This is a genomic window from Bradyrhizobium sp. 87 (assembly GCF_023073015.1).
In the GTDB taxonomy this organism is placed as follows: domain Bacteria; phylum Pseudomonadota; class Alphaproteobacteria; order Rhizobiales; family Xanthobacteraceae; genus Bradyrhizobium; species Bradyrhizobium canariense_D.
Genome location: NZ_JADPIQ010000090.1, coordinates 88915 through 103780, shown reverse-complemented (window position 1 = coordinate 103780; position 14866 = coordinate 88915). Strand labels below are relative to the sequence as shown.

Sequence of the window (14866 nt, the reverse complement as noted above, 5' to 3'; positions counted from 1 at the left end):
TTGGTGCCTGTTTCTGGTGCCAGGGCTGATCTTGGGCTGATCCAGAGTTTGAACGGATAAACAGATAATGCGCTTGCTGGTGCGGTTCATGGGCTTCCTGTTCGCCGCGGGAACGGTGTTGTTCCTTGTCGGGGTGGGTGCCGTCGCAGGCCTGATCTGGCATTTCTCCAAGGACTTGCCTGACTACTCTCAGCTTCAGGATTACGAGCCGCCGGTAATGACCCGCGTGCACGCGACCGACGGCTCGCTGCTCGGCGAATACGCCAAGGAGCGGCGGCTGTACCTGCCGATCCAGGCGGTGCCGAAACTCGTGATCAACGCCTTCCTCGCGGCCGAGGACAAGAATTTCTATGAGCATGGTGGCATCGACTACACCGGCATGGCGCGCGCCGGCGTGGTCTACATCCAGAACTACGGCTCCAACCGCCGTCCGCAGGGCGCTTCCACGATCACCCAGCAGGTCGCCAAGAACTTCCTTCTGACCAACGAGGTCTCCTTCGCGCGCAAGATCAAGGAAGCCTTGCTGGCGATGCGGATCGAGAAGACCTACTCGAAGGACAAGATCCTCGAGCTGTATCTGAATGAAATCTATCTGGGCTTAGGTGCCTACGGAATCGCGGCTGCGTCGCTGGTTTATTTCGACAAGTCGGTGAATGAGCTGACCGTCGCGGAAGCGTCCTATCTCGCGGCGCTGCCGAAAATGCCCGCGACGCTGCATCCTGTCCGCAACCGCGACCGCGCCATCGAGCGCCGCAACTACGTGATCGATCGTCTGGTTGAGAACGGCTGGGTCAAGCAGGCCGACGCCGACAAGGCGCGCAAGGAGCCGCTGGCCGTTACCAGCCGTTCCAACGGCGCCCACACCTTCGCCGGCGAATATTTCGCCGAGGAAGTGCGCCGCGACATCTTCGAGCGCTATGGCGAGAAGAAGCTGTATGAGGGCGGCCTTTCGGTCCGCACCACGCTCGATCCCAAGATTCAGGTCATGGCGCGCAAGACCATGGTCGCCGGTCTCGTCAACTATGACGAGCAGCAGGGCTATCGCGGCGCAATCAGCAAGCTCGACATTTCGGGCGACTGGGGCGTGAAGCTCGCCGAAATCAAGTCTCTGTCCGATATCTCGCCGTGGCGCATGGCGGTGGTGCTGGAGACCAGCGACCAGTCGGCGCGCATCGGCTTCCAGCCGAGCCGCGAACTCGGCGGCGCCGTGAGCAAGCAGCGCGAGACCGGCCTCATCACGCTCGACGGTATCAAATGGGCAAGAGCGGCCTCGGGGGCTGCGAAGGGCAGGGCGGCGAGTGCGGTGTCGCAGGTGCTCCAGCCCGGCGACGTGATCTACGCCGATCCGCTGTACAAGGACGCCCAGCCTGTCGAAGGGCAGTACCGGCTGCGCCAGATCCCGGAAGTGTCCGGCGCGATGGTGGTGATGGACCCCTGGACCGGTCGCGTGCTGGCGATGGTCGGCGGCTTCTCGTTCGACCAGAGCCAGTTCAACCGCGCCACGCAGGCCTATCGGCAGCCCGGTTCGTCGTTCAAGCCGATCGTCTATTCGGCTGCGCTCGACAACGGCTATACGCCTTCGACTGTCGTGCTCGACGCCCCGATCGAAATCGATCAAGGCCAGGGCGCGGGCGTGTGGCGGCCTGAAAACTTCTCCTCGGGCAAATTCCAGGGGCCGGTGACGCTGCGCAACGCATTGCGGCAGTCGCTCAACACGGTGACGGTGCGCCTCGCCCAGGACATCGGCATGCCCTTGATCGGCGAATATGCCCGCCGCTTCGGTGTCTATGACGAACTGCCGAACTATCTGTCCTACGCGCTCGGCGCCGGCGAGACCACGGCGATGCGCATGGTCACGGCCTATTCGATGCTCGCCAATGGCGGCCGCCGGGTGAAGCCGACCCTGATCGACCGCATCCAGGATCGCTACGGCCACACCATCTTCAAGCACGACCAGCGCGAATGCCGTGGCTGTGACGCGCCCGGCGGCTGGAAGAACCAGAACGAGCCGCAGCTGATCGACCGCCGCGAGCAGGTGCTGGATTCCATGACCGCCTATCAGATCACCGAGCTGATGGAAGGCGTGGTCCAGGCCGGTACCGCGACCGTGGTCAAGCAGGTCGGCAAGCCGATCGCCGGCAAGACCGGCACCACCAACGAGGCCAAGGACGCCTGGTTCGTCGGCTTCTCGCCCGACGTCGCCGTTGCCATCTATATGGGCTATGACAAACCGCGTCCGCTCGGCAAGGGCAACGCCGCGACCGGCGGCCATCTCGCAGCTCCCATCGCACGCGACTTCCTCCAGCTCGCGCTCGCCGACAAGCCCGCGGTCCCGTTCAAGGTGCCGGCCGGCATCAAGCTGGTGCGGGTCGTCGCCAAGTCCGGCATGCGCGCCGGTCCGGGCGAGACCGGCGGAACCATTCTCGAAGCCTTCAAGCCGGGCACGGCGCCGCCGGATAACTACTCCGTCATCGGCGTTGCCGATGCCGATGGGCGAGGCGGCGTGCCGGCGTCGCAGCAGCAGCAGCCGGATTCCGGTTTCTTCATGCGGCCGGGCACCGGCGGGCTGTACTAAGGCTTAGGACAAGACAGACGTTCGTCGCCGCGGCGGTTGCGCTTTGCAGCCGCCGCCGCTACATCCCGTTGTCATTAGACGCGGAAAAATTCCGCGAGACCAGAGAACCACATGCGCGCCGAAATCGAACGGTTGGTAGAAGAGATCAAGCAGTCTGTCGGGCTGCTGAGGAGGCATCTTTGACGTCGAGAAATCGACGGCGCGCCTCGCTGAGCTGAACAAGCTCGCAGAAGATCCCAATCTCTGGAACGATCCCCAGAAAGCCCAGAAATTGATGCAGGAGCGCACCTCGCTTGAGGATGCGCTCTCCGGCATCGGCAAGGTCGAGCAGGAGCTCGAAGACGACATCGGCATGATCGAGCTCGGCGAAGCCGAGGGCGATGAGGGCGTTGTCAAGGAAGCCGAAGCCGCGCTCAAGACCCTCAAGAAGGAAGTCGCCCGGCGCGAGCTCGAGGCGTTGCTGTCGGGCGAGGCGGATAGTTTCGATTCCTATCTCGAAGTGCATGCCGGCGCCGGTGGCACCGAAAGCCAGGACTGGGCCCAGATGCTGCTTCGCATGTACTCGCGCTGGGCCGAAACCCACGGCTTCAAGGTCGAGGTGCTGGAAGAGTCCGAGGGCGAAGAGGCCGGCATCAAGTCCGCGACCATCCAGGTCTCCGGCCACAATGCCTATGGCTGGCTGAAGACCGAGGCGGGCGTGCACCGCCTGGTGCGGATCTCGCCGTTCGATTCCAACGCGCGGCGGCACACCTCGTTCTCGTCCGTTGCTGTGTTTCCGGTGATCGACGACACCATCAAGATCGACATCAAGGAATCCGACGTCCGCGTCGACACCATGCGCTCCGGTGGTGCCGGCGGCCAGCACGTCAACAAGACCGAGTCCGCGGTGCGGCTGACGCATATCCCGACCGGTGTCGCCGTGGTCTGCCAGGCCGGCCGCTCGCAGCACAAGAACAAGGCGCAGGCCTGGGACATGCTGCGCGCGCGGCTTTACCAGATCGAGCTGAAGCGGCGCGAAGAGAAGGCCGCCGCCGACCAGGCCGCCAAAACCGACATCGGCTGGGGCCACCAGATCCGCTCTTACGTGCTCCAGCCCTACCAGATGGTGAAGGACCTGCGCACGGGTGTGCAGACCTCCGACACATCAGGCGTGCTCGGTGGCGATCTCGACGACTTCATGGCCGCGACCCTGGCGCAGCGCGCCTTCGGCACTCCCGGCGCCGACATCGAGGACGTCGACTGATGCCCCGGATCGCCTTCATCGGGCTTGGGCGGATGGGCCATGGCATGGCCGGCCGCTATCTCGATGCTGGCTTCACGGTGACGCTGTGGAATCGCAGTAAAACAAAAGCGGAAGACCTGATCGCGCGCGGCGCGCTCTGGGCGACCTCGCCTGAGGACGCGGCGATCGACGCCGACGCCGTCGTGACCATGGTCGCCGATGATGAGGCCTCGCGTGCGGTCTGGCTCGGGCCCGAGGGCGCAGCCAAGACCGCGAAGGCCGGCACCATTGCGATCGAATGCTCCACCGTCTCCTATGACCATGCGCGCGAGATGGGCCGCGAGATGAACGCTCGCGGGCTGATCTATATCGATTGCCCCGTGACGGGATTGCCGGATGCGGCCGCGAGCGGAAAGCTGACGTTGCTCGTTGGTGCCGATGCCGCCGATCTCGAACGCGCGCGGCCTTATCTGACGCCGATCGGCTCGACCATCCGCCATTTCGGCGCGGTCGGCTCCGGCACGGTCTACAAGCTGATCAACAATCTGATGGGCGCGATCCAGATCGCCGGCCTCGCCGAGGGGCTTGCCATTGCCGAGCAGGCCGGGCTCGACATGAACCTCGTGCTGGAGTCGATTCAGGCGGGCGTGGCCGCGAGCCCGCAGGTGCAGCGTCATTCCAAGCGCATGGTCTCCCGCGATTTCTCCGGCGCGACATTCACGGCAGCGCTGCGGCACAAGGATGCCGCCTACGCGGTGAAGCTCGCCGAGAGCCTGCTGGCCGACAAGCCGCTGGTCGCGCGCGCCGCGGTGGAAGCCTACGCGCAAGCGAAGGCCGCGATGCCTGACGACGACGAAGGCAAGATGATCGAACTGGTGTCGCGGCCGAAGAAACCGTCCTAGCGGCCGCATCGACATGGGGCAGCCTCGTTCGGAACGCGGTCTCGGCATTGCCCTCGTCATATCAGCTGCGATTGCCTGGAGCACGGCGCCGTTCTTCACACGTCTGTTGCCGTTCGATCCCTGGACCATTCTGTTCTGGCGCGGCGTGTTCGGCGGCAGTCTGATCTCGGTGTTTCTCGTCGTGATGCAGGGACGCGGCGCGCTGCGGCAATTGGTGGCGCCGGGACGCGGCGGCTTGCTCGTCGCCTCATTGTCCACGCTCGGCATGGTTTCCTTCATCCCCGCGCTCCAGATGACCAAGGTGATGAATGTGGCTGTGCTGATCTCCACGCAGCCTTTCGTGGCCGCGGCGCTGGCGTGGCTGTGGCTTGGCGAAGCCGTAACATGGCGTACCCTGATCGCGAGCCTCGTTGCCTTTGGCGGCGTCGCCATCACGGTCGGAGGCATCGAAGCCGGGGCTGATGTTGGAGGCGTGGCGCTGAGCTGCCTCATGGTACTCGCCATCTCGGCGATGACGGTTGTGATCCGACGCTACCAGGAGACATCGATGGTGGCAGCGGCGGCGTTGTCGAATTTCCTGGGAAGCCTCGTCAGCCTTCCGTTTGCGCACGACCTCGTCCATATCGACAGCGCCAACCTCGCGATCCTCGCGATGTTCGGCTGCTTTCAGGTGGCGCTGGGGCTGACATTCTACATGCTCGGCTCGCGCCTCCTGCCGTCGAGCCAGGCTTCCCTGATTGCGACGCTGGAAACGCCGCTGATGCCGTTCTGGATCTGGATTGCCTTTCGCGAGATACCTGCTGTCCACGCCCTTGTTGGCGGTGCCCTGGTCATTGGGGCGGTGGTTGCGGATATCGCGGTTGACGCGCGAAGTCGCGATCGATCCTGAATCTCGCCCTTTACCCGGAAATCGGGTGGCAATTCTGGTCGCGCAGTCCTAGCAGATCGGACCATCGCTGTGAGACGCCCATGTCCCCGAACGACAACCGTATCGACGCGCGCGACTGGTCGCTGCTCACGGTGCTCTCGGCGCTCTGGGGCGGCTCGTTCTTTTTCGACGGCGCGGCGCTGCGGGAATTGCCGCCGCTCACGCTGGTGCTTTTGCGCGTTGCACTTGGCGCCGCCATTCTGCTACCGCTGCTCCGTATCCAGGGTATTGGCTTTCCCAAGGGCATCGCCGGCTGGAAGCCGTTCGTCGCGATTGGGCTCCTCAACAACGTCATTCCGTTCTCGCTGATCGTGGTCGGCCAGACCTTCATTCCGAGCGGGCTGGCGTCGGTCCTGAATGCCACCACGCCGCTGTTCACGGTCATCGTGATGGCCGCGGCGGGCGAAGAGGCCTTGCGGCTCCGCCGCGTCGCCGGCGTGGCACTGGGCCTCGCCGGCGTGATCATCCTGCACGGATGGGGTGTCGAGACACGGGCGGGGCAGGGGCTGGGCATCCTGCTCTGCCTCGGCGGCGCCTTCAGCTATGGCTTCGCCGCGCCGGCGGCGCGCCGGTTGTTGAAGGACTCCCCGCCGCTGGGGACGGCCGCGTTTCAACTGATGGCTTCCACGGTGATGATGGCGATCGTGGCCGGCGCAGCGGAGCAGCCGTGGCGTCTCCCGCTGCCGGGCGTGACGATTTGGCTCGCGGTGCTCGGCCTTGCCGGGTTGTCGACGGCGCTCGCCTATATCGTCTTCTTCCAGATCCTGCGGCGGTCGGGCGCGACCAATGTGATGCTGGTGACACTGCTCATTCCCGTCACCGCCATTCTTCTGGGATGGCTTGTGCTGGGCGAGCCGATCTGGATGCGAGAGATCGCGGGCGCGATCGTGATCGGCAGCGCATTGCTGGTGATCGACGGGCGCGTTCTGGAGCTGCTGCGGCGCGGCACATAGTTCTGGAGCGCTCGTTTCATCTCACGGAAAATCGCGGCGCTTGCCAGCCGTAAGCGAGCTTGCGACACTCTCGGCAAAACAAGACTACAAAACAGGGGAGAGAACGATGCTGGGTCGTCGCAATAACCTTGCTGCCCTCGCCATTCTTGCTGCCGGCGTGCTCGTCACGACGCCGGCCCTGGCGCAGAAGAAATACGATCCCGGCGCCACCGACACCGAAATCAAGCTCGGCAACATCATGCCCTATAGCGGGCCGGCGTCGTCCTATGGCGTGATCGGCAAGACCGAGGCCGCGTTCTTCAAGATGATCAACGACCAGGGCGGCATCAACGGTCGCAAGATCAATTTCATCAGCTATGACGACGCCTATTCGCCGCCAAAGGCGATCGAGCAGGCGCGCAAGCTGGTGGAGAGCGACGAGGTGTTGCTGATCTTCCAGCCGCTCGGCACGCCTTCGAACTCCGCCATCATGAAATACATGAACGCCAAGAAGGTGCCGCAGCTCTTCGTCGCCTCCGGCGGCACCAAATTCGGCGACCCCAAGAATTTCCCTTGGACCATGGGCTTCCAGCCGAACTACCAGAGCGAGGGGCGGATCTACGCGAAGTATATCCGCGACAACTTCCCCAACAGCAAGATCGCCGTTCTTTGGCAAAACGACGATGCTGGCAAGGACCAGTTCAAGGGCCTGAAGGACGGACTCGGTGACAAGGCCGATATGATCATCGCCGACAAATCCTATGAGGTCAGCGATCCCTCGATCGACTCGCAGATCGTTGCGCTTCACGATTCCGGCGCCGACATCTTCTTCTCATGGGCCGCGCCGAAAGGCTCGGCACAGGCGATCCGGAAGGTCGGCGAGCTCGGCTGGAAGCCAAAATTCTTCCTCGCCAATACGGCTACCTCGATCGCCTCGGTGCTCAAGCCCGCCGGGCTCGACTATGCCAAGGATATCATCTCGACAGCATATTTGAAGGATCCGACCGACCCGACCTGGGACAAGGATCCGGCGGTCGTCGCGTGGCGCACCTTCATGGATAAGTACTATCCCGAAGGGGACAAGACCAACGCCAACAACCTTTATGGCTACGTCCAGGCGGAGGCGATGGCGCAGGTGCTGAGGCAGTGCGGCGACAATCTCACCCGTGACAACGTGATGAAGCAGGCCACCAGCCTGAAGGATTTTCACACCGACCTGATGCTGCCCGGGATCATGGTCAACACTTCGGCCGACGATTATTTTCCGATCGAGCAGATGCAGCTGATGCGCTTCAACGGCCAGGCTTGGGAGTTGTTCGGCGACGTCATCACCGGTGAGGTCGGCCACGAGCGCGGCCAATAGTCAGGGCTGGCTCCGCGGCGGGCCAGTTGCCTGGTGTGATGAAGACGGGGCGAGCCTGCCGAAGCGTTGCGATTGCGAACGAAGCTGCGCACCTCGTCGTTCCCGGCATCCGTCCGCTTATTCGGTGACGAGATCGGCGGCGCGTTTCGCCTTCTTGCCGGTATTCTTGACTGTCTCGTCTCCGACCTTTTCGGCCTTGGCGCGAAGCTCACATTTGGTGCGGATCTCGTCGAGCTCGTCGTCGGTCAAATGCTCAATTCCCACGAAGGAATTTTGCACCGCGCTCACCCGGATCAGTTCGTCGAGCTTCACCTGAATGGCCGCGCTATCGCGATTCTGGGAATTCTGAATCAGGAAGACCATCAGGAATGTCACGATGGTGGTGCCGGTGTTGATCACCAACTGCCATGTGTCGGAGTAATGGAAGATGGGACCGGTGACCGCCCAAACCAGGATGATGCCGGCTGCAATCATGAATGTCAGCGCTCGCCCGGCCGCTTGAGATGTTCGGTTAGCAATATCGCTGAAGAGTTGAGCCGCGTTGTTACGTGGCTGGTCCGCTTTGCCCTTGGCCGGACGAGCTTTCGTATGGATCTGTTGCATCAGAAGATCGCGCCATTGAGGACCTGCGACCTAACGCGGATGGAACTCCGAAGTTCCGCCATGTAAACCTGGGACGAGACGAGCGCGCTCTCAACGAGCCTAGCCCGCGCTGAGTCGCACGCCGGCGCGCAAGAACTTCTGCGGATCGACCGCTTCGCCGTCGATCCGGGTTTCATAGTGCAGATGCGGCCCGGTGGAACGGCCGGTCGACCCGACGAGACCAACGACCTGGCCGATTCTAACGATCTCGCCGACCCGGACATTGATCTCGGAGAGATGGCCGTAGCGCGTCGCAAGGCCATTGCCGTGATCGACCTCGATCATGCGGCCGTAGCCGCCGGACCAGCCGGCCGAGACGACCTTGCCGTTGGCGGTGACGCGAACGGGATCGCCGCTCGCGGCGCGGAAGTCGAGCCCGGTATGCATCGCGGGCCGGCCGAGGAACGGATCGCTGCGCACGCCGAAGCCGGAGGTGAACTCGACCTCGCCGATGACGGGCTTGCGATAGGGCACGAGCGCGAGCGTGCGATTGAGCCGGTCCATCTCGGCTCGGGTGTTGTTGATGCGATAGAGCTGCTTCTCGAACGGCCCCGAACTGGCGGTGATTTTAACAGGCACGAACGGCCCGCCCATCGCGGTGCGCGGCACGGCGGCTTCGAGATTTGCGAGGTTCAGGCCGAGATCGCTGACGACGCCGCGCATCCGGCGCATGCGCGAATCCATGCCTTCCTCGACGGCGTTGAGCGCCGCCATCTGGCGACGCTCGACCTGGTCCAGCGAGGTCGTGAGCCGAACGACGACGTTGTCGAACCCCTGGTTCTTGGCGAATTGATTGACGGGCGGAGCTGCGAGGGTCGGCGCGCGCGATTCGAGCCGCGCTTCGCGATCCGGCGGCGCCACGAAGATCACGGTGTCGCTGATCGGCGAGGGCTTTGGCGTGCCCTGCGTCGTCTGGCTGGCATCGCCACGCTGCGGGGTGGAACGTGGAATCGATCCGGTCACGTCCGGCATGGACCCGAGCGCCGTGGCACGGGACTCCAGCGCCGTCTGGCGCTTCATGATCTGGTCGAGCTTCTGGTCGAACTGCTCCTGGTCGAGCAGCTGCCGGCTAGTGGTGCGGTCGACCTTGGCGCGCAGCTCGGCGATGCGGTCCTCATAGGCGTATTGCATCTCGGCCTGCCGGGCGATCAGCCGGGTGAGGACGTCGTCGCGGAAGGCGAAATAGGTCGCGGTTGCGGCCGACCAGAGCCCGAGCAACACGACAGTGCCGACCACGATCCAGAACACCACAGGTCCCAGGCGAACCTGCTTGCCGTGATGCACGATGGTGTAGGCGTCGTCGGTGTCCGGAAGGGGAAGCGCGGTTGCCACTGCGGCGGCACGGCGATGAAAGGCCCGTCCATGGTCGTGCGGGTGATGTTGGGGGTACTGCGAGAGTTGGGCAGAACTTTTCGACATCGGCACTCCCGCGCCGATCGGATGAGTCCGTTCGGCCTAATTGCCGCGGCAATCTGGGCCGGTCATGGTTAATTTTCCGGAAACGGAACCCCTTGAATTTAAATGATTGGTTAAAGGCTCCTTGCGGCTTCCAGCACCTCGTCGGCGTGGCCTTCGACCCGGACATTGCGCCAGATCCACGCGATCTTGCCGTCGGCGCCAAGCAGCATCGTGGTGCGAAGAATTCCCAGGAAGTTCTTGCCATACATGGACTTTTCGCCCCAGGCGCCGTAGGCCTCCAGCATCTCGTGCGTCTCGTCCGAGATGAGGGGCACGCCGAGACCGTGCTTGTCCCGGAACTTGTCCTGAGCCTTGACCGGATCGGCGGAGATACCGAGCACGGCGGTGCCAGCCTTGGCGAAGGCGCCGGTGAGCCGGGTGAAATCGATGGCCTCCCTGGTGCAGCCCGGCGTGTCGGCGCGGAGGTAGAAGAACAGGACCAGCTTCTGGCCGGTATAATCCGACAGCGCGACGACGCCGCCGCCGTCGCGGGGCAGGCGGAAGGCGGGAGCCTTCTGCCCCTCAGCCAAGCCGGCCTTCGCCGCCGTTTCAGGCGCGAATGCCGATTTGGAAGAATTTAACCGTTTCGATGCGGCCTTATGCGATGCTGTCTTTGCTATGGTCCCAGTTGATTTGCTCGCCGGTGTCCGCTGTGTTTTTGCGGACTTGGTTTGAGTCGCAGCCCGCGCTTTCACGGGCGTCTTTTTAGCCGTCGGAGTGACGGAGGGCGTTTTGGACGATTTCTTTTGGGATTTCTTGGACATACGCCTTCCTTTCGTCGCTTTCGGCGGGTCAACCAAAGCGGTATTGCAGCCCTTTTCCGCTATGCCGGAATCGTGCCCTCGGCGGGGCGAGTCTGACGACGCCGGAGTCTGGTTACAAGGAATTCCACGCACCACCCCACTGCTCGTTGAACGCGCTCCCGGGGCGACATGACGAACAGAAGGAATATTCGAGGTATGGCGGCAATGCCGGCGCGGGAAGCTTCGCTTCCCGTCGACGGCTGCGGCCCCGGCGGCGCTCAATCCCACGACGGGCGCCTGTATCGAGAGGCAATGGCAAGGAATACGTCGCCCCAGGATTACAATCGGGATTTGGATCGGCGCGGCAGCCAACCAGAGCAGCAGCAATGGGACGACGCCGACTGGGATCCGGATCAGGAAGCGGCGGCGGGCCATCGGGCGCGCCGGCTGTTGTCGCGTTCCAATTCGGGCTTCCATCGCTTCGCTGACGGGTTTGGGCCGTTGCGCCGCTGGTTGGGCGGCGGTCGCTGGCTGAAGCGCGTGGCCGTGGTCGTCGGTGTCCTGGTCGTCATCTTCGTCGGCTGTTTCGGCGCGCTGTGGTGGCGGCTCGGCGCCGGTCCCATCAATCTCGACATTGCGACGCCGTGGCTCGCGGCCGCGATCGAGGACAATATCGGTCACGGCAACACCGTGGAGGTCGGCGGCACGCAGATCGAGCGGGCCGGGCGGATCCGCATCGCCGTGCGCATCCGTGATATCGTCGTGCGCGACCACGATCACGTCATTGTCGCCACCGCGCCGAAGGCCGAGGTGAAGCTGTCGGGTGCGGGCCTGCTGATGGGGCATCTGCGCGCCGAAAGCCTCAACCTCGTCGATGCCGAGCTCGCAATCCGGATCGCGCCTGACGGCACCGTCACGGTATCGGCCGGCGACACCGCAAAGCCGCTCGCAACCGGCGTCGCCTCCAAAAGGGACGCGGGACTGCCGCCGACTTTCCCGCGCAACGGTGTGCCACCGCCGCCATTCGCCACCGAGCCTGCGACCTCCGACGCACCGCAAGCCGCGCCCCAGGCCACGTCCCCGACTGGCATTCTTCAGGGCCTCGACTGGCTCGACAGTCTGAGCATGACCGGCCTCGACGGCCAGAATCTCAACGAGATCGGCCTGAAGAACGGCAATCTGATCGTCGACGACCAGCAGCGCGGCAGCAAATGGACGTTTGAGAACATCACGCTCAGCCTGCGCCGACCGAGCCGTGGCGGCGTCGCGCTCAGCCTCGGTGAAGAGGGCGCGCGTCCGTGGTCGTTGCGTGCCACGATCGGCCCCACCGAGAACGGCGTGCGCTCGGTCGATATCCGCGCCGACAAGGTCTCGACCGCCAACATCCTGCTGGCGCTGCGGGTGAAGGACCTCACCTACACCGCCGACCTGCCGCTGACCGGCGAGATCAAGGGCGAGCTCGGCCGCGACGGCGTGCCGACTTTCTTTCGCGGCAAGATCACGGTCGGTGCGGGCAACATCATCGACACCGATACGCCCGATTATCCGATGGCGATCGACTCGGCCGAGATCAATGTCGAGTGGGACGCCAACCGGCGGGTGCTGGTCGCTCCGTTCAAGGTCCTCTCGGGCGCGAACCGCCTGACGCTTCTGGCTCATGTCGAGCCGCCCAACGGCACCGTCAATGACTGGCAGCTCGGTTTCAGCGGCGGTTCGATCCTGCTCGCCGGCATCGACAACGAGCCGCCGCTGGTCTTCAACCGCATTGCGATCGGCTTCCGCTTCGATACCGACCACAAGAGGCTGCTGTTGACCCAGGCCGATATCTCCAACGGAGAGATCGGCGTCGCCGGCACCGGTGCCATCGACTATTCGGGCGAGCCGCGGCTGACATTGGGTTTCGCGGGAACGCCGATGTCGGCCTCCGCGTTCAAGCGGATGTGGCCGACCCTTGTCGTTCCCGAGTTGCGCGAATGGGTGATCGAGCGGATCGAGCGTGGAACGCTCCAGCGCATCGAGATCGGCGTTAATTCACCGACGAAGAATCTTCCGCGCAAGGGCCCACCCATTCCCGACGACGGCTTGTCGGTCAATATCGTGGCGAGCGGTGTCACGGTTCGCCCCGTCGATGGCCTGCCGGTGGTGCACGATGCCGATTTGAAGGCGCGCGTGACCGGCCGCACCGCGACGGTGAACATCGGGCAGGGCATTGCCGATACGCCGGCGGGCCGCAAGGTCACGATTTCCGACTTCGTCTTCGAGGTGCCCGATATGGCGCCCAAGCCGTCGCCGTCGCGGACGAGGTTTCGTGTCGAAGGTCCGGTGCCTGCGGCCGCCGAAATGCTTTCCAACGATCGCTTGAGCGATCTGTCGTCGACCGTCATCGATCCCAATACCAGCAAGGGGACGTTCTCGGCGAACGTCCAGCTTGGGCTGCCGGTCAAGGGCGAGCTGACCAAAGCCGACACCACCTACAGCGTTACGGCCGATCTCAACGGTTTTGGTGCCGACAAGCTGGTGATGAACCAAAAGCTGGAGGCCAACAACCTCAAGATCGTCGCGAGCAACCAGGGCTATCAGGTCAAGGGCGACGTCAAGATCAACGGGCAGGCGGCCTCGCTCGATTACCGCAAGCCGGCCGAGGGCGATGCGGACGTCAAACTGCAGACCACGCTGGACGATGCGAGCCGCGCGCGCCTCGGATTCGATCTGGGTCCCGCCGTCAGCGGATCGGTGCCGATCAAACTGTCGGGCAAGATCGCCGGGGGACCCGACCAGACGACGAAGCTCGGCATCGAGGCCGACCTGACCTCGGTCAAGCTCGACAACATCCTGCCCGGCTGGGTCAAGCTGCCGGGAAGAGCGGGCAAGGCCAGCTTCAAGGTGGTGCCGACGGCGCAATCGACGCGTCTGGAGGACATCGTCATCGAAGGCGGCGGCGCCTCGATCAAGGGGTCGCTCGAGGTCGATGCCAACGGCGAGCTCATGAACGCGAACTTCCCGACCTACGCGCCATCCGACGGCGACAAGGCCTCACTGAAAGTGGAGCGCAGCCAGGACGGCGTGCTCAAGGGTACGATGCGCGGCGACGTATTCGACGGCCGCGGCTTCCTGAAGTCGGCGATCTCAGGCAATTCAAAGGACGATGCCAAGAGCAAGACGAAGAACCTCGATTTCGACATCGACGTGAAGCTCGGCGCCGTCATGGGTTTCAACGGCGAGGCGATGCGCAGCGTCGACGCCAAGATGTCGCGGCGCAATGGTGCGGTCAAAGCCTTCACGCTGAGCGGCAGGATCGGAAAAGACACGCCCGTGGCCGCCGACCTGCGCGGCGGCCGCGCCCAGGGCAACCGCGAGGTGATCTATCTCCAGACCAGCGATGCCGGCAACTTCCTGCGCTTCACAGACACCACCAACAAGGTCTTCGGCGGCCAGATGGTGGTGGCGATGGAGCCGCCGACGTCCGAGCCTACGACACGGGAAGGACTGATCAATGTGCGTGACTTCTCGGTCAAGGGAATGGAGCAACTCGATCGCGTCGCGGCGGGGGCTCCCAACGGCGCCCAGAACGGCGTAGCCTTCACGGCGATGCGCGCGGAGTTCACGCGGCAGAACGGCGCGCTCACGATCCGCGACGGCGTGGTCAAGGGGCCGATGATCGGCGCCACCATCGAGGGCTCAATCGACTTTCCCGGCAACCAGGTTTGTATGAGCGGCACCTTCGTCCCGATGTACGGCGTCAACAACATCTTCGGCCAGATCCCGTTGTTCGGCATCTTCCTCGGCGGCGGCAACAATGAAGGATTGATCGGCGTGACCTACGAGGTCGTCGGCACGCCGGCAGCGCCCGTAATGCGCGTCAACCCGATTTCGGCGATGGCCCCCGGTCTGTTCCGCAAGATCTTCGAATTCAACACCGGCAAACAGAACTCGCCGTTCGAGGAATTCCCGTCGCAGTCGAACGATGGCTCGACCGGATCGACGCGCCAGCTATCGAGCGGGTGCACCCTCGCGCGGCGATAGCGAAGGGGCTGCCGACTTCGTCATGCCCGGGCCTGTCCCGGGCATCCACGAACTTTATGTCCATAAGCAAGTAGAACG

At 63.9% G+C, this 14866-nt stretch carries 10 protein-coding genes; 7 read left to right on the top strand and 3 right to left on the bottom strand.

What is annotated here, in order from left to right; all coding sequences use genetic code 11:
- The first annotated feature begins 67 nt into the window (after nt 1–67).
- The 6 genes from IVB50_RS23080 to IVB50_RS23055 all read left to right on the top strand — a co-directional run bounded on the left by IVB50_RS23080 (nt 68) and on the right by IVB50_RS23055 (nt 7922).
- Nucleotides 68–2575 carry a penicillin-binding protein 1A gene (locus IVB50_RS23080; RefSeq protein ID WP_085353514.1) on the top strand — a complete coding sequence of 836 codons (2508 nt, stop codon included), beginning with the start codon at nt 68–70 and terminating at the stop codon, nt 2573–2575.
- Nucleotides 2576–2686: 111 nt separating this feature from the next.
- A protein-coding gene (gene prfB / locus IVB50_RS23075; RefSeq protein WP_143273426.1) for a peptide chain release factor 2 occupies nt 2687–3818 on the top strand; the annotation gives its coding sequence in 2 pieces (ribosomal slippage) (nt 2687–2755 and nt 2757–3818; 1131 coding nt in all).
- Complete coding sequence (locus IVB50_RS23070; RefSeq protein ID WP_085353511.1) at nt 3818–4699, top strand: NAD(P)-dependent oxidoreductase; 882 nt, start codon at nt 3818–3820, stop codon at nt 4697–4699. The genes prfB and IVB50_RS23070 overlap by 1 nt, the downstream gene beginning before the upstream one ends.
- Nucleotides 4700–4712: 13 nt before the next feature.
- The gene (locus IVB50_RS23065; protein ID WP_204511085.1) at nt 4713–5588 is read left to right on the top strand and encodes a DMT family transporter; all 876 of its coding nucleotides are present in this window, start codon (nt 4713–4715) and stop codon (nt 5586–5588) included.
- Nucleotides 5589–5668: 80 nt separating this feature from the next.
- Complete coding sequence (locus IVB50_RS23060; protein ID WP_247297410.1) at nt 5669–6580, top strand: DMT family transporter; 912 nt, start codon at nt 5669–5671, stop codon at nt 6578–6580.
- A gap of 106 nt (nt 6581–6686) precedes the next feature.
- Complete coding sequence (locus tag IVB50_RS23055; protein ID WP_018454467.1) at nt 6687–7922, top strand: ABC transporter substrate-binding protein; 1236 nt, start codon at nt 6687–6689, stop codon at nt 7920–7922.
- Between the two features lie 117 nt (nt 7923–8039).
- On the opposite strand, the gene IVB50_RS23050 is transcribed toward IVB50_RS23055, so the two are convergent.
- The 3 genes from IVB50_RS23050 to IVB50_RS23040 form a co-directional block, all read right to left on the bottom strand.
- On the bottom strand, nt 8040–8525 hold the full coding sequence (locus tag IVB50_RS23050; protein WP_026232740.1) for a low affinity iron permease family protein: 486 nt from the start codon (nt 8523–8525) through the stop codon (nt 8040–8042).
- A gap of 99 nt (nt 8526–8624) precedes the next feature.
- A complete protein-coding gene (locus IVB50_RS23045; protein ID WP_198957644.1) occupies nt 8625–9983 on the bottom strand; it encodes a M23 family metallopeptidase in 1359 nt (452 codons plus the stop codon).
- 110 nt (nt 9984–10093) lie between these two features.
- Entirely contained in the window at nt 10094–10786 is a 693-nt protein-coding gene (locus tag IVB50_RS23040) for a peroxiredoxin (protein WP_247297672.1), read from the bottom strand.
- A gap of 204 nt (nt 10787–10990) precedes the next feature.
- Here IVB50_RS23040 and IVB50_RS23035 point away from each other — a divergent pair, with 204 nt between their 5' ends.
- Nucleotides 10991–14788: a DUF3971 domain-containing protein gene (locus tag IVB50_RS23035; RefSeq protein ID WP_247297669.1), complete on the top strand. Its 3798-nt coding sequence runs from the start codon at nt 10991–10993 to the stop codon at nt 14786–14788.
- Nucleotides 14789–14866 lie beyond the last annotated feature (78 nt).

Coding starts and splice junctions, on each gene's coding strand:
- IVB50_RS23035 (WP_247297669.1), top strand. CDS start 10,991: ATGCCGGCGCGGGAAGCTTCGCTTCCCGTCGACGGCTGCGGCCCCGGC.
- IVB50_RS23060 (WP_247297410.1), top strand. CDS start 5,669: ATGTCCCCGAACGACAACCGTATCGACGCGCGCGACTGGTCGCTGCTC.
- IVB50_RS23055 (WP_018454467.1), top strand. CDS start 6,687: ATGCTGGGTCGTCGCAATAACCTTGCTGCCCTCGCCATTCTTGCTGCC.
- IVB50_RS23080 (WP_085353514.1), top strand. CDS start 68: ATGCGCTTGCTGGTGCGGTTCATGGGCTTCCTGTTCGCCGCGGGAACG.
- IVB50_RS23045 (WP_198957644.1), bottom strand. CDS start 9,983: ATGTCGAAAAGTTCTGCCCAACTCTCGCAGTACCCCCAACATCACCCG.
- IVB50_RS23070 (WP_085353511.1), top strand. CDS start 3,818: ATGCCCCGGATCGCCTTCATCGGGCTTGGGCGGATGGGCCATGGCATG.
- IVB50_RS23040 (WP_247297672.1), bottom strand. CDS start 10,786: ATGTCCAAGAAATCCCAAAAGAAATCGTCCAAAACGCCCTCCGTCACT.
- IVB50_RS23050 (WP_026232740.1), bottom strand. CDS start 8,525: ATGCAACAGATCCATACGAAAGCTCGTCCGGCCAAGGGCAAAGCGGAC.
- IVB50_RS23065 (WP_204511085.1), top strand. CDS start 4,713: ATGGGGCAGCCTCGTTCGGAACGCGGTCTCGGCATTGCCCTCGTCATA.